The sequence below is a fragment of the Streptomyces canus genome (genome assembly GCF_001514145.1).
In the GTDB taxonomy this organism is placed as follows: domain Bacteria; phylum Actinomycetota; class Actinomycetes; order Streptomycetales; family Streptomycetaceae; genus Streptomyces; species Streptomyces canus.
In genome coordinates, this window is the sequence record NZ_KQ948666.1 from 123,561 (window position 1) to 140,896 (window position 17,336).

The 17,336-nt window shown below is 72.3% G+C and carries 17 protein-coding genes; 10 read left to right on the forward strand and 7 right to left on the reverse strand.

Going from position 1 to position 17,336, the window contains the following annotated elements; translation table 11 throughout:
- Window positions 1-47: 47 nt before the first annotated feature.
- From AQJ46_RS31235 to AQJ46_RS31245, 3 genes are all read right to left on the reverse strand, one after another.
- On the reverse strand, window positions 48-632 hold the full coding sequence (locus AQJ46_RS31235; protein WP_059208736.1) for an Rv1733c family protein: 585 nt from the start codon (window positions 630-632) through the stop codon (window positions 48-50).
- A gap of 100 nt (window positions 633-732) precedes the next feature.
- Window positions 733-1,488 (reverse strand): ferredoxin reductase, encoded by a 756-nt coding sequence (locus AQJ46_RS31240; protein WP_059208737.1) that lies wholly within the window; start codon window positions 1,486-1,488, stop codon window positions 733-735.
- Entirely contained in the window at window positions 1,481-2,086 is a 606-nt protein-coding gene (locus AQJ46_RS31245; protein ID WP_059208738.1) for a sulfite oxidase-like oxidoreductase, read from the reverse strand. Before AQJ46_RS31245 ends, AQJ46_RS31240 begins: the two co-directional genes overlap by 8 nt.
- Before the next feature lie 170 nt (window positions 2,087-2,256).
- On the opposite strand from AQJ46_RS31245, the gene AQJ46_RS31250 reads away from it, so the two are divergent.
- A complete protein-coding gene (locus AQJ46_RS31250; RefSeq protein WP_059208739.1) occupies window positions 2,257-3,183 on the forward strand; it encodes an NADP-dependent oxidoreductase in 927 nt (308 codons plus the stop codon).
- Entirely contained in the window at window positions 3,180-3,890 is a 711-nt protein-coding gene (locus tag AQJ46_RS31255; RefSeq protein WP_059208740.1) for a GNAT family N-acetyltransferase, read from the forward strand. Before AQJ46_RS31250 ends, AQJ46_RS31255 begins: the two co-directional genes overlap by 4 nt.
- Before the next feature lie 6 nt (window positions 3,891-3,896).
- Here AQJ46_RS31255 and AQJ46_RS31260 read toward each other — a convergent pair whose 3' ends face one another.
- Window positions 3,897-4,313 carry a MarR family winged helix-turn-helix transcriptional regulator gene (locus AQJ46_RS31260; RefSeq protein ID WP_059208741.1) on the reverse strand — a complete coding sequence of 139 codons (417 nt, stop codon included), beginning with the start codon at window positions 4,311-4,313 and terminating at the stop codon, window positions 3,897-3,899.
- 229 nt (window positions 4,314-4,542) lie between these two features.
- Here AQJ46_RS31260 and AQJ46_RS31265 point away from each other — a divergent pair, with 229 nt between their 5' ends.
- Window positions 4,543-5,334 (forward strand): putative protein N(5)-glutamine methyltransferase, encoded by a 792-nt coding sequence (locus AQJ46_RS31265; RefSeq protein WP_059208742.1) that lies wholly within the window; start codon window positions 4,543-4,545, stop codon window positions 5,332-5,334.
- Here AQJ46_RS31265 and AQJ46_RS31270 read toward each other — a convergent pair.
- Window positions 5,331-6,257, reverse strand: coding sequence for a LysR family transcriptional regulator (locus AQJ46_RS31270; RefSeq protein ID WP_059208743.1), 927 nt, complete (start codon window positions 6,255-6,257; stop codon window positions 5,331-5,333). The two genes, AQJ46_RS31265 and AQJ46_RS31270, sit on opposite strands and share 4 nt — an antisense overlap.
- A 133-nt stretch (window positions 6,258-6,390) precedes the next feature.
- Here AQJ46_RS31270 and AQJ46_RS31275 point away from each other — a divergent pair, with 133 nt between their 5' ends.
- Window positions 6,391-7,638 (forward strand): MFS transporter, encoded by a 1,248-nt coding sequence (locus tag AQJ46_RS31275; protein WP_059208744.1) that lies wholly within the window; start codon window positions 6,391-6,393, stop codon window positions 7,636-7,638.
- A 331-nt stretch (window positions 7,639-7,969) separates the two neighbouring features.
- Here the strand turns inward: AQJ46_RS31275 and AQJ46_RS31280 are convergent, their stop codons facing one another.
- Window positions 7,970-10,051 (reverse strand): SpoIIE family protein phosphatase, encoded by a 2,082-nt coding sequence (locus AQJ46_RS31280; RefSeq protein ID WP_059208745.1) that lies wholly within the window; start codon window positions 10,049-10,051, stop codon window positions 7,970-7,972.
- A gap of 262 nt (window positions 10,052-10,313) precedes the next feature.
- Between AQJ46_RS31280 and AQJ46_RS31285 the strand changes: the two genes are divergently transcribed.
- The 4 genes from AQJ46_RS31285 (at window position 10,314) to AQJ46_RS31300 (ending at window position 13,368) form a co-directional block, all read left to right on the forward strand.
- Window positions 10,314-11,189: a hypothetical protein gene (locus tag AQJ46_RS31285; protein ID WP_059208746.1), complete on the forward strand. Its 876-nt coding sequence runs from the start codon at window positions 10,314-10,316 to the stop codon at window positions 11,187-11,189.
- A gap of 177 nt (window positions 11,190-11,366) precedes the next feature.
- Window positions 11,367-12,602, forward strand: a complete 1,236-nt coding sequence (locus AQJ46_RS31290; protein ID WP_059208747.1) for a cation:proton antiporter — start codon at window positions 11,367-11,369, stop codon at window positions 12,600-12,602.
- 21 nt (window positions 12,603-12,623) lie between these two features.
- Window positions 12,624-12,893, forward strand: a complete 270-nt coding sequence (locus AQJ46_RS31295) for a DUF3040 domain-containing protein (RefSeq protein WP_059208748.1) — start codon at window positions 12,624-12,626, stop codon at window positions 12,891-12,893.
- Window positions 12,894-12,999: 106 nt separating this feature from the next.
- On the forward strand, window positions 13,000-13,368 hold the full coding sequence (locus AQJ46_RS31300; RefSeq protein ID WP_059208749.1) for a hypothetical protein: 369 nt from the start codon (window positions 13,000-13,002) through the stop codon (window positions 13,366-13,368).
- An 80-nt stretch (window positions 13,369-13,448) separates the two neighbouring features.
- Here AQJ46_RS31300 and AQJ46_RS31305 read toward each other — a convergent pair whose 3' ends face one another.
- A complete protein-coding gene (locus tag AQJ46_RS31305; RefSeq protein WP_059208750.1) occupies window positions 13,449-14,216 on the reverse strand; it encodes an SDR family oxidoreductase in 768 nt (255 codons plus the stop codon).
- Window positions 14,217-14,344: 128 nt separating this feature from the next.
- Between AQJ46_RS31305 and AQJ46_RS31310 the strand changes: the two genes are divergently transcribed.
- Complete coding sequence (locus AQJ46_RS31310; protein ID WP_059208751.1) at window positions 14,345-15,208, forward strand: helix-turn-helix transcriptional regulator; 864 nt, start codon at window positions 14,345-14,347, stop codon at window positions 15,206-15,208.
- A 108-nt stretch (window positions 15,209-15,316) separates the two neighbouring features.
- Entirely contained in the window at window positions 15,317-17,332 is a 2,016-nt protein-coding gene (locus AQJ46_RS31315; RefSeq protein ID WP_059208752.1) for an NADPH-dependent 2,4-dienoyl-CoA reductase, read from the forward strand.
- Window positions 17,333-17,336: the final 4 nt, after the last annotated feature.

Sequence of the window (17,336 nt, forward strand, 5' to 3'; positions counted from 1 at the left end):
CGTCGGCCGACGCTGACGACATGAGGGGGTCGGCCCAGGCCGCTCGGTCAGGCGCGGCGGCGGGTCCACTGTGGTTCGGTGAGCGCCCAGTCCCGTTCCCACTCGGCGAGCCGGTGGCGGGTCGCCGCACCGCGGACGAGCGAGTGGCCGAGCAGGATCACGGCGATCGTGGCGCCCGCGCCACACGCTCCCATCGTCACCGTGTGCTGCCAGACGGCGGTCTCGTCCGGCGGCGGGGCCACGCTCCGGCCCCGGGAGTCGAACCACACGTCGACCTTGTCGCCCTGGTCGGTACCCGAGGGGACGCGGGCGGTGGCCGTCTTCGCGGCGCCCCCGGCCTCCGTCCAGCGCACGGTCACCCGGTAGGAGCGCTCCCGGCCGCCCTGGACCGAGGGCAGTGAGTCCGGGACCCTGCCGACGACCTCCGCGTGGACCCGGTGGCGTTCGGAGCGCTGAGCGGCCGCCACCGCACGGGCGTCGTCATGCGCCCACCAGCCCACGACCGCGCCCACCAGCGGGGCACCCAGCAACATCAGAGCTGCGACGGCCAGTGCCGTCCACGCCTCGACGACGTCCGACCGGCGCCTGAGCGGATTACGCCGCCAGCGCCAGCCGCGCACCCGGGTTCGCATGTCGACCTCCGCACCACGCCCGCCTGCGAGCGGTCACACAGATGTAGTACCCCTCCATCCGCGTCGTTCACTTGTGGCGGCGCGCACATGCGCACCACCGTCAGCCAAAACGCTCGATCCGGATACGGTCCACCGGCTGACCGGCCTGCACCAGCAGCCGCGAGGCGTGCTCGGCGAACGCGTTGGATCCACACACATAAGCCTCCCACCCACCTTCGGGCTGCGCAGCCAGGAGCGGTGCCACATGTGCGGCCGCCATACGTCCCACCGGTACCCCCTGAGGAGCGCTCCGTGTGAACACAGGCGTCGTCTCGGCGCCGAACTCCCGTGCGTAGATGAGCTCCTCGGGGCTGCGCGCCGACACCAGCAGCCGCAGTGGCACGGACAGCCCGCGCGCCCGGTGGTGCCGCACCATCGACATCAGCGGTACGACACCGGAACCGGCCCCGATCAGCAGCGCGGGCCGGTCACCGGGCCAGGCGAAGAACCCGCTGAGCGGCCCGCGCACCTCGACCTCGTCACCGGGCCTCGCGACCGAGTGGAACCACCCCGAGACCTCACCGCCCTCGACATGGTCCAAGGTCAGCTCGATGTGCCCGGAGTCCTCCGGCGGGGACGCGATCGAGTAGTGGCGCTGGGCGGTGTAGCCGTCCTCGGCGGTCAGCCTCAGCATCAGATGCTGGCCGGGCAGGTGCCCCTGCCAGGCGGGCACCGCGAAACGGAACGTGGCGGCGTACGGGGTCTCGCGGCGGACCTCGGTGAGCGTGGCGGTCTGCCACTCGGCGGCGGCGCGGCTGCTCACCGCGATACGTCCTGGCACGGCGAACCGCGTGACGGGGGCGAAGGTCTCAGTCACCGGAGTACCGCTGCTCCTCCCACGGGTTGCCCCGCGCGTGATAGCCGTTCTGTTCCCAGAAACCCGGCTCGTCGTGATCCAGCAGCGTCAGCCCCGCGACCCACTTGGCGCTCTTCCAGAAGTACAGGTGCGGCACCAGCAGCCGCGCCGGCCCGCCGTGTTCGGTGGGCAGCGGCTTCCCGTCGTACTCCCACGCGATCCACGCCCGTCCGCCGGTCAGGTCCGCGAGCGGCAGGTTCGTGGTGTATCCGGTGTGCGAGTACGCGACGGCATGGGTGGCGGACCCATGGGGCCGGACCACAGCCAGGAACGCGTCCAGCGACACACCCGCGAACCGCACCCCGAACTTCGACCAACTCGTCACACAGTGGATGTCGCCCTCGTAGGCCGAAGCGGGCAGCGTGTGCGCCTCGTCCCAGTCCCAGGTGCGCGGCTGTTCGACCAGTCCGTCCACCCGGAACGTCCAGTCGGCGGGCGAGAGGTCCGGCGTGACCTCGGCGGAGAGCACCGGCCAGTCGTCGCCTGCGTCGTACTGGCCCGGCGGGAGCCCGGTGTTCTGGACGCGGGGGCGTCCGTCGAAGCCTCGGGTGACGTTCATGCCTTAAACCGTACGCCGTCGCCGCGCGTGCTCCGTCCCAGGTCAGTGCCCCGATCATTGCGGCCGTATGAACACTGCGCCGGGCCGGGAATAGCCGTCGCGCGCCGCTCCTTGGCGCTGGAGTGCCGGGCCGGTGTCCCGGTGACAGTGCGAGGAGAGCGAGGAAGCAGATGCCCAAGGCGTACGTCTTCACGCGGTACGGCGGACCGGAGACCGAGGCGTTCGTGGACGTGGACCGGCCCAGTCCCGGACCCGGTCAGCTCCTGGTGGCCGTCCGTGCGGCGGGCGTGAACCCCGTGGACTGGAAGATCCGCTCGGGCTACCGGCGACCCGGTGACAGCGCCGGCCGCGCCTTCCCCGCGGTGCTCGGCAGCGAGGTCTCCGGAGTCGTGGCGGAGCTCGGCGAGGGGGTCGAGGGGTTCGCGGTCGGGGACGAGGTCTTCGGCAACACGCTCAGCGGGGGCTACGCCGAATACACCCTGGTGCCCGTCGACATCGCCGCGCACAAACCCGCCGGACTGTCCCATGCGGCCGCCGCCACTCTGCCCGTCGCCGCCGCGACCGCCTACGACGGCGTCCGCCAGCTCGATCTGCCCCAGGGCGCGACACTGCTGGTGACCGGCGCGGGCGGGGGAGTCGGCGCGGCCGCCGTACAGATCGCCCGTGCCTTCGGGCTCCGTGCGGTCGGCGTGGCGAGCGAGGGCAAGAAGGACTTCGTCGAGTCGCTCGGCGCCGACCACGTCTCCTCCGGGCCGGCCTGGGTCGAGCGGGCCCGGGCGGCCACACCGGACGGCATCGACGGGGTGTACGACCTCGTCGGCGGCGAAGTGCTCGCCGAGGCCGCCGAGTTGCTCACCGACCGGACGAGGCTGATCACCGCCGGCGCACCGGAGGAGGAGGTGCGGCGGCTGGGCGGTACCCGCGTGGCGCGGGCCCGCAACGCGGCCGTACTGGAGGAGCTGGCGCGGCTCGTACTCAAGGGCGACCTGGACCCGCACATCACCGGAACGTTTCCTCTTGAGCGCGCCGACGAGGCGCTGCGCGCGGTCGAGGAAGGCCACGCCCGCGGCAAGACGGTCATCGAGGTCGCCCGATGACCGCCGGCGCCCCGCACGTCCTCGACAACCCCGCCCTCGCCTCCTTGACCGGCCCGCACGCCCACTTCGCCGAGAAGCGCGGCCGGGTCCTCCGCTACCCCGTCGACGTCTCGCCGTGGCTGGCTCTGCCCGACGCGCCCGACGCCGGCGACTGGGCCGACCTCGCGGCGCTCGCGGGCCCCGGCGCAGAGGTACCGCTGACGGCTTACGCGGGACAACTCCCGGAGGGCTGGGAGATCACGTTCCACGTCGAGGGCGTGCAGCTGGTGGACGACGGTCTCACCACCGCACCCGACCCGGAGGTGGTCCGACTCGGCCCCGCCGACGTCCCCGAGATCCTCGACCTGATCGAACGGACCCGGCCGGGACCCTTCCTGCCCCGCACCATAGAGATGGGCACCTACCTGGGCATACGCCGGGACGGCGCCCTCGTGGCGATGGCGGGGGAGCGGCTGCACCCGCCGGGCTGGACCGAGATCAGCGCGGTCTGCACCGACGCCGCCGTCCGCGGCCAGGGCCTCGCGACCCGGCTGGTCCTCGCCGTCGCGCACGGCATACGCGAGCGCGGCGAGACCCCGTTCCTGCACACCGGCGCGAAGAACACCGGTGCCATCCGGCTCTACGAGTCCCTCGGATTCCGGCTCCGGCGCACCACTGCCTTCCTCGCCGCACGGGTGCCCGAGCGGTTGCCGGAGGCGGTGTCCTAGGCACCGTCAGCCGGACCGTGGCCAGGCGTTGTAACGCACCAGGTAGCCGGCGAACCGCTCCAGGTCCTCCTGCGACCAGTCCGCGAGCCGCTCGCCGACGGCCGCGCGCCGGCTCACGGTGACCTGGCCCAGGATGTGCCGGCCTGCCTCGGTCAGAAGCAGCACCTGGACACGGTGGTCCTCCGGGTCCTGGCGCCGTTCGACGAGGCCGGTCCGCTCCAGAGCGGCGACCTGGCGGCTCACCGTGGACTTGTCCAGGGCGTAATGGGCGGCCAGGTCGGTGGCGCGGCAGCCGTCGCGCTCCTCCAGATGCCCGAGGAGCGTGTACGACACCAGCGACAGTTCGGGATGCAGACGGCCCGCCGAGGCCCGGGCCCGTCGCGCGAAGACCGTCATCTCGCGCTGGATCGTCTCCACGGCCATCCCTGCTTCCACCGGACCTCCCTCGCAGTACTGGTTGCAGAGTACAACTCGCGCGGTTCTGGGGTAGGGTGGCGCTCCGGCTGAGGGCGGTCCCAGCCGTGCGGGACCAAGGAGGTGAGACCCATCGACGCTGTGTCAGATCGGGTGCTCTCTCCTGGAATCGGCGCGGATCACCGTCTGTAGGTGACCGCGGGAGCGCCCTTCGGCTCCCGAAAGGCTTTTGGCTTCCATGCCTTCACTCTCTCCCCGCTTCACCTCTCCCGACGCCGTCGTCGCCGCACTCCGCACCGCGGGCTGTGTCTTCGCCGAGGACGAGGCCCGCCTGATCCTCGCCGCCGCCCGTACCCCGGACGAACTGGCCGGCATGGTGGACCGCCGGGTCACCGGCCACCCCCTCGAACTCGTGGTCGGCTGGGCGGAGTTCCGCGGACTGCGCATCACCGTCGGCCCCGGCGTCTTCGTGCCCCGCCGTCGCACCGAGTTCCTCGTCGAAGAGGCCCTCGCCCAGGCGCCGGACGCCTCCGTCGTCGTGGACCTGTGCTGCGGCTCCGGTGCGGTCGGCGCCTCGCTCGCCGCCGCGCTGGGCCCGGTCGAGCTGCACGCCGCCGACATCGACCCGGCCGCGGTGGACTGCGCCCGCCGCAACATCGCCGACGCGGGCGGCCGGGCCCACACCGGCGACCTCTTCGAGGCCCTCCCCGCCGATCTGCGCGGCCGCGTGGACATCCTCGCGGCCAACGTCCCCTACGTCCCCACCGACGAGGTCGCCTTCCTCCCCACCGAGGCCCGCGACCACGAGCCCCTGGTCGCCCTCGACGGCGGTGCGGACGGACTGGACATCCTGCGCCGCGTCGCCACCGAGGCCCCTCATTGGCTCGCCCCCGGCGGCTGCCTCCTCGTCGAGACCAGCGAACGCCAGGCCTCCGCCGCCGTCGACGCCTTCACCCACAGCGGCCTGACACCCCGCCTCGCGGTCTCCGAGGAGCTCTACGCCCACGTCGTGATCGGCACCAACGACTAAGCCCAGCCAGGCGCCCACGTCCCCACGCCCGGCGGCTCGGGCCGGGTGGCGTGCAGGTGTGCCCGGAGGGCGGCGAGTGCCGGGTGGGGGTTGTCGGCGCGCCAGATCAGGGAGTGGGGGTAGACCGGCGTGGGCCCGTGCACCGGGATACGGCGCAGGTCCTGGTCGGCCGGCCAGACCAGCCGGGTCAGCTCGCCGACGAGGGTCGCCAGGGCCGGGGAGTCGGCGATGGTGTCGAGTCGGGGGTCGGTGCCGAAGTCGGGGCCGGTGACCTCGATGGTGAGGCCGAAGGCGGCGGCGAGGTCGTCGTAGTAGGTCCCCCACTCGGTTCCGGTGACCAGGCCGGGCATCCAGATGCGGTGCCCGGCCAGTCGGGCGGGTTCCACCGAGCGGGCTCCCGCGAGCGCGTGGTCGGGGCCGGTGAGGAGTTGGACCGGCTCGTCGTAGACCCGTACGGACTCGATACCGTCGGTCGACCGACCCGGGGAATGCGGGAGCGCGCGGAAGGTGGCGTCGATCGTGCCGGACCGGAGCGCGTCGACGGCCGCGTCGGCGTCGAAGAGGGTGACGACATCGAGCTCGATGTCGGGGTGCGTGCGGTGGAAGGCGCGCAGCAGTTCGGCCGGCGCGAGGCGGCGGCCGATCACGTCGACGCGCAGGGCCCGGCTGCCCGGCCGTACTGAAGCGGCCGCCCGTTCCGCGGCCCGGAGCAACTCGCGGGCGTGGGGCAGGAACGCCTGTCCGTCGATGCTGAGGCGGGCACCGCGCGGGGTGCGGGTGAACAGCCGCGCCCCGAGCTCCTTCTCCAGGGCGGCGACCCGCTTCGACACGGCCTGCTGGGTGACAGCCAGCCGGTCGGCGGCCTCCTGGAACCGCCCCGCGTCCGCCACGGCGACAAAGGTGCGTACGGCGTCGAGATCCATGCCAGTAGCCTAGGCCGTCATGGCACAACCTCGGGTTGTGGCCTGTCGGTGCGGTGGTTGTTTGATCGGCAGGCCCGGCACTCGGTTGGATGGCGTCGGTCAACGTGAGGTTGTCGACGAGGGGGTTTCGGGCGTGGACGGGAGGCGGTCGCTGGGGCGGCGGTTCGGGTGGTTGTGGGCGGCCTACGCGGTCAGTGCGTTCGGCACCTCGCTGTCGTTCGGCGCCTTCCCGCTGATCGCCGTTCTGGTGCTGCACGCCGGCCCTGCCGCGGTGTCCGCGCTGGCGGCCGCGGGGCTCGCGGTCGGGGCCGCGGTGGCGGTGCCGCTCGGGCCCTGGGTGGAGTTCCGCCGCAAGCGACCGGTGATGGTCGCGATGGACCTCGTCCGGTTCGCCGCCCTGCTGAGCGTGCCTGCCGCGTACGCGCTCGGTGTGCTCGGTTTCGTGCAGCTGCTGGCCGTGTCGGTGGTCGTGGCGGCGGCCGACATCACCTTCGGCGCCGCCTCGGGAGCCTTCCTCAAGTCCCTCGTCGGCGGGGACGACCTGTTGATCGCCAATGGGCGGTTCGAGGCCACGAACTGGACCAGCATCGTGATCGGGCCGCCCCTCGGCGGTGCCGCGATCGGACTCTTCGGTCCTGTGACGACGCTTCTGGCCGACGCCGTCAGCTATCTGCTCTCCGCACTGGGGATCCGGGCGATCGGTGGCGGGGAGCCACGGCCCGCACCCACCACGGAGGCGAAGGGGTCCCTCCTGGAGGGCTGGCGGTACATCCTGTCCAGTCCCGTCCTGCGCCCGCTGTTCTTCAACACGGTCCTGGTCAATGCCCTGATCATGGTGCCGGTGCCACTGCTGACCGTCCTCATGCTCGGCCCGCTGGGCTTCGCCCCCTGGCAGTACGCCCTCGCCTTCTCGGTGCCCTGTCTCGGGGGCCTGCTCGGCTCACGGATCGCGCGCCCCCTGGTCGCCCGGTTCGGACGGCACCGCGTCCTGCTCGCCTCGGGCGTCCTGCGCGCGTGCTGGCCGCTCGGCCTGGCCTTCGTCGGCCCCGGCACCGCCGGGCTGCTGCTCGTGATGGCCGTCGAGCTCGGGGTGATCACCTCCTGCGCCGTCTTCAACCCGGTGTTCTCCACCTTCCGGCTGGAGACGACGCCGACGGACCGGGTGGTCCGCACCCTCTCCGCCTGGTCGGTCACCGGCAAGCTGACCACCGCGGCCCTGACCGCCCTGTGGGGCCTGCTGGCCACCTTCACCGGAACCCGTGAGGCCATCGCGCTGGCCGGTCTGCTCCTGCTGGCCACCCCGCTCCTGCTGCCCCGACGACCCACCACCCTGCCCGAGGCGAGCCCGGACGCCCTGCCCTCTTCCGCCGGGTCCACCTGACGCCGGTCTCCCTTGCCGTGCCGGGTGGCCCGCCGAGGAGGGTCGTTCTCCCAGGTGCCGGTGAAGCCCTGGGCGGCGGCCCTGGTGTCATCGCGGTGAGCCTGCCGGTCCCACCGTGTAGCCCTTGTCGAGCGCGTCGGCCCCCGTGGTGTCGCTTTTCACGGTGACCCGGTCGCTGTCGATCTCCTCGACGGTGCCCCGCTGAACCGTGGTCCCCTGCCGTCCGGTGACTGCCGCGAGGACGCCGCCGCCGGAGTCGTCCCGTCGGGGGGCGGATGGGCCGTGCCGTCGGCGGCCAGGGCGCCTGTCGGTACCGGTGACGGAGACCCCATCAGGCCACAGGCGTCTGCACCCGTGCGATCAGCAGCGCCACGTCGTCGGAGTTGTCCGGCTGGTGCAGTGTGCGCAGCAGCAGGTCGCAGACCTCCTCCAGGGGGCCGTCGGGGCTGTCGAGCAGGTCGAGGAGTGCGTCCAGGCGCTCGTCGAGCGGGTGCTGCCGTGTCTCGACGAGACCGTCCGTGTACAGGACGAGCCGGTCCCCGGGTGCGAGGTCGACGGTGGTCGTGGAGAACGCGACACCGCCCACGCCCAGGGGCACCCCCGTGGGCAGTTCGAGCAGCTCGGGCGGGCGGCCGGGGCGCAGCCGTACCGGAGGCAGGTGCCCGGCGTTGGCGATCCGGCACTGTCCGAGCCGCGGATCGTACACGGCGTAGACACAGGTGGCGATGGAGTGGTCCAGGTCCTCGGTGATCCGGTCGAGGTGTTCGAGGAGCTTGGCCGGGTCGAGGTCGAGGGAGGCCAGGGTGTTCGTCGCGGTGCGCAGCCGGCCCATGGTCGCGGCGGCGGTGATGCCGCTGCCCATCACGTCACCCACGACGAGGGCGGTCTTGCCCTCACCCAGCGGGATCACGTCGAACCAGTCGCCGCCGACCTCGGCGGTGGCGCCCGCGGGCTGGTAGCGCGAGGCGACCTCCAGACCGCCGGTCACGGAGGGATGGCTGGGCAGCAGACTGCGCTGCAGGGTGAGAGCGGTGTTGCGGGCGTCCTGGTACCAGCGGGCGTTGTCGATCTGCACCGCCGCGCGGGCCGCCAGCTCCCGCGCGAGCAGCAGGTCGTCCTCGCCGAACGGCTCCGGATGGTGGACGCGCTTGAGGTCGAGGGCGCCCAGCACCTCGCCGCGCGCGATCAGCGGCACCGCCAGATAGGAGTGCACGCCGGACTCGGCCAGCAGCGCGGCCGCCTCCGGTGAGCGGGCGATACGGGCGAGGTCGTCGGGCCCGACCTGCGCCACCAGGACCGGACTTCCCGTGCGCACGCACTCGGTGACCAGGCGCTCGGGGGCGTAGCGGGCGACCTGCCCGGGCGGGTCGGCCGCGCTCAGGACCTCCGGGGCACCGGCCGCGTCGACGGCCAGGGGACGCATCACGGCGGGCTCGGTGGGGCCGAGGGTGCTGGGTCTGCCCTGCACCACCGCCTCCAGCAGGTCCACGGCCGCCACGTCCGCGAGCTCCGGCACGGCCACGTCGGCCAGTTCACGGGCGGTGCGGTCGAGGTCGAGGGTGGTGCCGATACGGGCGGAGGCGTCGGCGACGAGCGCGAGGCGGCGCCTGGCCGTCTCGACCTCCACGGTCGCCAGGTGCTGCTCGGTGACGTCCAGCACGGAGCCCGCCACTCCCAGGACGGTCCCCAGCGCGTCCTCGAGGCGGTACAACGAGACCGACCAGGCGTGCTCCCTGTCCGGGTCCGCGGGCGTGTAACCGACCGTGTGCTGGTCGACGAGCGGTGTGCCGGTGCGCAGCACCTCGAGGGCGGCGGCCTCGAAGGCGGCCACGTCGAGATGCGGCAGGACCTCGCCGATCTTCCGCCCGACGTGTTCCTCGGCCGGCACGCCGTTCAGCCGCTCCAGGGCCGGATTCACCGAGACGTACCGCAGCTCGGTGTCCAGCACGGCCAGCCCGATCGGGGACTGCGAGACCATGCGCGTCGAGAGCGCCACGTCCCGCTCCAGCCGGCGCACCGTCTGCTGGTCGGCGCACAGCCCCAGCGCGTAGACGTCCCCGTGGTCGTCCAGCAGCCGCATGTTGCGGAACTCGACCAGCTTGGTGCCGCCGTCCTTCTGCCGGACGGGGAAGGCGCCGGCCCAGCTCTGCCCGGTCGCCATGACGTCGGCGAACAGCTTGACGACCAGGTCGGCATGCTGTTCGTGGATCATCAGATGCGCCGCGTACTGCCCCAGCGCCTCCCGCGCGGTGTAGCCGAACAGCTCCTCGGCCTGCGGGCTCCACAGCACGATGCGCCCCTCGGCGTCCAGCACCACCGAGGCCATGCCCAACTCGTCGAGCAGCCCGCTCGGCCGTATCGCCCCGCGCGGGGGCTCTGCGCCCTCGGCCGCGGGTATTCCGGCTGCACCCATTGCACGAACCGCCTTAGACCGTCCTCGCGGCACGCCGTACCCCCGTGCCGACTCCCCTTGTTCTACCGCGCTCAACCGTCTCCGTGACCACGCGGTCGTGTTCTTCCACCATCCCTCAACACGGGGGCGCGCGTCCGGTGAAGTCCGACGGGGTGACGAAAGCCGCTCGTTCATTCGATTGGCCTGTACATGACTGCCGTGGGGGCGTCAGACTGTCCGCCGACCCACCTCACCCCCGCACCAGGAGCCTCAGGAGTCCTCCATGCCCCTGCGCGCCAGACAGCGTTGTCACGCGCTCCTCGCCGCCCTCGTCACCCTCACCGCGACGGCCCTCCTCGCCGCCGCTCCGCCGGCCTCCGCCGCCGACACCTGGACGGAGACCGGCTCCGACCGGGCCAACCCGCTCACCGAGAGCCAGGGCCTGGCCTCGGTCGAGGTCCCCGCCGGAGCCGCCAACCGGTACACCGGCATCGGCACCATCCCCATCGGCGTCTCCAGCCGCGGCTGGAACCACGTGGGCGACCCCGACGCCTCCTACGACGGCCACTACATCGAGCCCTACCAGGCCGACTCCGGCACCGCGAAGATGTTCCGGGTACAGGCGCCGGACGGCACCTGGTCCGAGTACGTCCACACCCTCAGCTCCGGGGAGGCGCTCAACAACTCCTGGGTCGCGATCTCGCCCGACGGACAGTGGATGCTCTCCGGTGAGTGGGGCACCATGACCCGCCTGCTGGTGTTCCCCACGCCCGGCGTCAACGCGAGCACCTCGCCCTCGGCGAACCTTCCGCAGGCGGCCGGCGTCACCCTCGACCACGCCGTACGCGACGTACAGGGCTGCGACTTCCTGAGCGCCACCCAGCTGCTGTGCTCCTCCGACGACCCGGCGGGCACGCTCTTCGGCTACACCAAGCCGCTCCTCCAGATCGACCTGTCCGCCGCCCCGACCGGCTCGGCGAACGTCACCGGGCATGTCACGGCGCTGCGTCAACTGCCCCTCAGGAGCTCCTGCTCGGGCGGGTTCGAGGCGGAGGGCATCGACTACGACCGCCGTACCGGAACCCTGCGTGTGATCGTCGTCTCACCGGGCTTCTGTGTGCTGACGGACAGCAAGACGTACCGCTTCACCAGGAGTTGAGCCCCTCACGGGCGGGTGCCGGCCCTTGCGGAAATGAGGGTCGGCACCGATGGCGGGGCCTCGCGGCCGGATGCGACGGTGGCACGAGCACCCCCCGGACCGACAAAGGGAGATCCCGCATCCACCCCCGTGAAGCACAGCCCGCACGTCCTTCTGCGCCCTCGCGGGAGGTGAACCATGGGACACGCTGACACCCTGCTCGCCATGGGCGGCGCCTTCCTGGCCGCCGCGTTCCTCGCCCGCCTCGGCGGCCGCATCGGCCTGCCGACCATCCCGCTGTTCATGCTCGCCGGCATTCTGCTCGGCCCGCACACCCCGGGCCTCGTCCTCGTGGAGGACGCACACGACTTCGAGATGCTCTCCGCGCTCGGTCTGGTGCTGCTGCTGTTCTACCTGGGCCTGGAGTTCCACGTCGACGACCTGCGCACCGGCGGCAGGCGCCTGCTCGCCGCGGGCGGCATCTACCTCCTGGCGAACGTCGGCGCCGGTCTCGGCTTCGGCTTCGCCCTGGGCTGGGGGACCCGGGAGGCACTGGTGCTCGCCGGCGTCCTCGGCATCTCCTCGTCCGCGATCGTCACCAAGATCCTCATCGACCTGGGGCGGATCGGCCGCCCCGAAACCCGGCTGATCCTCGGCGTGATCGTGGTGGAGGACATCTTCCTCGCGCTCTACCTGGCCGCGCTGCAGCCCGTCATCAGCGGCGCGCGCGGGCCGATGGAGGTGCTCCTGCAAGCGGGCAAGGCTTTCGGGTTCCTGCTGGTGCTGGCCGTCGCCGCCCGGTACGGGACGCGCTGGATCGGCCGGCTGATCCACGTCCGGGACAACGAACTCCTGGTCATCAGCTTCCTCGGCGCCGCGGTCCTCGTCGCCGGAGTCTCCGAGGTCCTCGGCGTCGCCGACGCCATCGGCGCCTTCATGGTGGGCCTGATCCTGGCCGGCACGCCCTCCGGACCCCGCATCCGCCGACTGGTGCACCCGCTGCGCGACGCCTTCGCCGCGATCTTCTTCTTCGCCTTCGGGCTGTCCATCGACCCCGGAGTCGTCACGTCCGTCGCCGGACCCGTCGCCGCCGCGGCGGCCGTGACCGTCGTGATGAACGTCGTCGCAGGCCTGCTCGTCGCCCGTCTCTACGGCTACGGCGCTCACCCCGCGGCCGACATCGCCACGACCCTGGTGGCCCGGGGGGAGTTCGCCCTGATCCTCGGCGCGATGGCGGCCAGTGCGGGACTCGACGCACGTCTGGCGCCGTTCATCGCCGGGTATGTCCTTGTCCTGGCCGTTCTCGGCCCGGTGGCCGCGGGGCGGGCCCATCTGCTGGCCCGGGTGCTGGGGTCACGTCGTGCCCGGAAGCAGGGGGAGGACGTCACACCGGAGCCGGTCCCGGTCGCGGTGGGAGCTGACGCCGAACGGTAGGGCCCGTCCGAAGGAGGAGTCATGCGCCAGCCCGACGACGAACACCTGGTCGAACTCGCGGCACGGCTGGAGCGTGACGACCCACGGTTCGCCCGCGCACTGGGATCGGGCCGCCCCGCCCGGCCCCGCGAGTACCGCCGCACCCGCGCGTGGGGGAGTCTGGGCGTCGCCGTGTCCCTCCTCGCCGCGGGGATGGCTCTGCCCGAGGGCATTCTCGTGGCCGCGGGCCTGGTGCTCGCAGGTATCGCCGTCCCCTTGTTCGACCCGCACCGGGATCGCCCGCCTCGCTGACCCCGCCGCCGGTAGTGCTCCGTGAAAGGTGGTGCTTTTCTGAGGGTGTGGCGCGGTTCGCGGGGAACCCGGCGGTCCGGTCATCGCCACGAGAGGAGCGATCACGATGGATCGTGAGCGAGCGCACGAGGAGTCCGTCTCCCTGGAGATCAGCGGTTGCAGCAAGGAGGACGCCCGGATCGTCTTCGACACGCTGGCCGCGTGCTTCGAGTCGGACCGGGGCACCGACGACGTGCCGCAGCAGCTTCATGAGTCACGGCCGATGGTGTGGCTGGGGACGTTCGAAGTGACGGAAGCGCGTTCATGTCCGCCGCCGGCACGGTTGTCGTCCTCGGTCGAGGCCGACGCGCAGGGAGGTTACTGGGCCATCGAGAGGCTGCGGACGACGTTGGACTCGATGTTCACGGTGCGGGACCTCGCGTCCGCGTCGGGGGATCAGGAGCGGGAGCTGCATGTGCGGCTCGAGAGTCGTTGACGGGTTGTTGAATTTCTACGGCGCCCGGTGGCCGGCCGCGCCCTCTCCGCACCCCGCGGGCGCGACCGGCCACCCTGTGATCAGCCCTGCCGCACCGGCACCACCACCATCTCGGCGACGTTGACGTTCGGCGGGGCCGCGACGGAGAACGCGATGGCCTCGGCGATGTCCGGCGCGGTCAGGGGCTCGAGGCCGGTGCGCATGCGGGACAAGGACGCGCGTGTCTCGTCGTCCCGCATGCCCGCGCCCAACTCGGTGGTGGTGACCCCGGGCTCGATGTTCTTCACGCGGACGCCGCGCGGCCCGAGTTCGGCGCGCAGATTGCGCGTGAGGTGGGCGACGGCCGCCTTGGTGGCGCAGTAGACGGACCAGTCGGGGAAGAGGAGGTGGCCGCCCACCGAGCCGACGTGGACGAGGTCCGCCGGGCCGCCGCGTGAGGCCGCTGCCAGGAGGCCGTCCGTGAAGGCACGGGAGGTGTGCAGCAGACCGCGCAGGTTGACGTCGATCATGCGATCCCACTCGTCGGTCCCGGCCCGCTCGAAGGGGGCGCCGAGCATGACGCCGGCGTTGGCCACGACCAGATCGACGGCGCCGAGCGCTCCGGTGACGGTAGCGGCCGCCTCCGTGACGGCCGCGGCGTCGGTCAGGTCCACGGCGACGGGCAGGACCGATCCGGTGGCCGTGGCGCGCAGCTCGTCGGCGAGTGCCTTGAGGCGGTCCTCGCGGCGGCCCAGCAGCGCGACGCTCGCTCCGCCGGTGGCGAGGCGCTTGGCGGTGGCCGCGCCGATCCCGCTGGTGGCCCCGGTGACGACCGCGACACGGTGGTTGAGGTTCCAGGTGTGTGTCATGCCGTCAACGGTGGGACCCGCCCCGGCCTGGGACCAGGCGGCATCACCCCGGGGAGAGCGGATCGTAGGAGTACCGCGGCCACCTTGCGGACTCCCGTCGGCCCGTGACCGGACCTAGGGTCGACGGCATGGACAGTGACAACCGGCTCGGCCTCTTCCTGCGCGCCCGCCGTGCCCTCGTCCGGCCCGAGGACGCGGGGCTGCCGGCCGGGAGCCGGCGCCGGGTGGCGGGCCTGCGCCGGGAAGAGGTCGCGGTGCCGGCCGGGGTCAGCACCGACTACTACGTCCGCCTGGAGCAGGGACGCGAGCGCAACCCCTCGGCTCAGGTGATCGAGGCGCTGGCACGCGTCCTCGGCCTGGAGGAGGACGCCGTCGACCACCTGCACCGGCTGGCGCGCCCCGTCGCCGGCCGTACCCAGGGCCGTTCGCATCCCCGGGCGGTCAGCCCCGCCCTGCTGCGGATGATGGAGGGCTGGCACCGCACTCCGGCACTGGTTCTGGACCATTGCCTGACCGTGCCGGCCCACAACGTCCTCGGCGGCGCGCTGTTCGCCGGTCACACCCACAGAGGGGACCTGCTGCGGCTGGTGTTCCTCGACCCGGACGCGCGGGAGTTCTACCCGGACTGGGAGCCCGTGGCGGTGAACACCGTGGCCGCGCTGCGGGCCGCCGCCGGAGCCGGTCACGAGGATGCGCGGCTGTTCGCCACGGTCGGTGAACTGTCGCTGCGCAGCGAGGAGTTCCGCAGGCTCTGGGCCCGCCACGACATCCGCCGCAAGACCCGCGAGAGTAAACGCTTCCAACATCCGCTGGTTGGCGAACTGACCCTGGAATACGAGTCGTTGACCGTCAACAGCGCCCCTGGCCAGCAGCTGGTCGTGTACCGGGCCGATCCGGGCAGCCCGTCCGAGCAGGCCCTCTCCCTGCTGGGGAGTCTCGCCGCCGAAGCGGCTCACTCCGTCGAGGCCGCCGGCAAGGACGCACACACCTGAGGGCACCGACGTGGTTCGTATCACCCCTCCCCCATTGTGCAACTAGTTGCACAAAGATGGCGCGGTCCTCTACAACAGAGAGGCACGAGACCGCGACGGAGGGGCCCCATGAGCCGTTACCCGCACCTGCTGAACCCGCTCGACCTGGGCTTCACCACGCTGCCCAACCGCGTCCTGATGGGCTCCATGCATGTGGGCCTGGAGGAGGCCGAACGCGGCTTCGAGCGCATGGCCGCCTTCTACGCGGAGCGAGCGCGCGGGGGAGTGGGCCTGATCGTCACCGGCGGCATCGCGCCCAACGGCGAGGGGCGGCCGTACGAGGGCGGTGCCAAGCTCACCACCGACGCGGAGGCCGAGCAGCACCGGGCCATCACCGGTGCCGTGCACCGCGAGGGCGGCCGGATCGCGATGCAGATCCTGCACTTCGGCCGGTACGCCTACCACCAGGACCTCGTCGCCCCCAGCCCCCTCCAGGCGCCGATCAGCCCCTTCCCGCCCCGCGAGCTCACCGACGCCGAGGTCGAGCGGACCATCGGAGACTACGCCCGCGCCGCCCGCCTCGCCCGACAGGCCGGCTACGACGGCGTGGAGATCATGGGCTCCGAGGGCTACCTCATCAACGAGTTCATCGCCGCGCAGACCAACCACCGCACCGACCGCTGGGGCGGGTCGTACGAGAACCGCATGCGCTTCCCCGTGGAGATCGTGCGGCGGGTGCGCGAGGCAGTGGGCGAGGACTTCATCATCGTCTACCGGCTGTCCATGCTGGACCTCGTCCCGGGCGGCTCGACGCTGGACGAGGTGATCACGCTCGCCAAGGCCGTCGAGGCCGCCGGCGCCACGATCATCAACACCGGCATCGGCTGGCACGAGGCCCGCATCCCCACCATCGCGACCTCGGTGCCGCGCGGTGCCTACACCTGGGTGACGAAGCGGCTCATGGGCGAGGTGTCGATCCCGCTCGTGACCACCAACCGCATCAACACCCCCGAACTGGCCGAGGAGTTGCTCGCCGACGGGTACGCGGACATGGTGTCGATGGCCCGCCCGATGCTCGCCGACCCGGAGTTCGTGAACAAGGCGGCCGAGGGCCGTCCCGAGGCCATCAACACCTGTATCGGCTGCAACCAGGCCTGTCTCGACCACACCTTCAGCGGGAAGATCACCTCCTGCCTGGTCAACCCGCGCGCCTGCCACGAGACCGAGCTGGTGCTGTCCCCGACCCGGCTGCGCAAACGCGTGGCGGTCGTCGGAGCCGGCCCGGCGGGACTCGCCTGCGCGGTCTCCGCCGCCGAACGCGGCCATGACGTCACGCTGTTCGACGCCGCGAGCGAGATCGGCGGCCAGCTCAACGTGGCCCGCCGGGTCCCCGGCAAGCAGGAGTTCGACGAGACGATCCGCTACTTCCGCCACCAGCTCGACGCCCACGGCGTGGACGTACGGCTGAACACACCCGTGGACGCGGGGGACTTGTCCGCCTACGACGAGGTCGTCGTCGCCACCGGCGTCACCCCGCGCACCCCCGACATCCCGGGCGTCGACCACCCCAGTGTGGTCGGCTACCTCGATGTCCTGCGCGACGGCGCCCCCGTCGGCGACCGGGTGGCGATCCTCGGCGCCGGGGGCATCGGCTTCGACGTCGCCGAGTTCCTCACCGACGGCGGCGACAAGGCGCACGAGAACCCAGAGACGTACTTCCGCCAGTGGGGCGTCGACATGGACTACACGGCACCCGGCGGACTCGCGGCCCCCGAACGCCCTGCCCCGCCGCGCACCGTGCACCTCCTCCAGCGCAAGACCAGCAAGGTCGGCGCCGGGCTCGGCAAGACCACCGGCTGGATCCACCGCACCGAGCTCAAGCACCGGGGCGTCACCATGGTCCCGGGTGTGCGCTACGACCGTATCGACGACGCCGGACTGCATGTCACCGTCGGCGAGGAGAGCACGGTCCTGGAGGTCGACACCGTCGTGCTGTGCACCGGGCAGGATCCGCGCCGGGACCTGTACGAGGAGCTCGTCGCCGCGGGCCGCAGCGCGCACCTGATCGGCGGGGCCGACGTGGCCGCCGAGCTGGACGCCAAGCGGGCGATCAAGCAGGGCACCGAGGTCGCGGCCGCCCTCTAGGGGG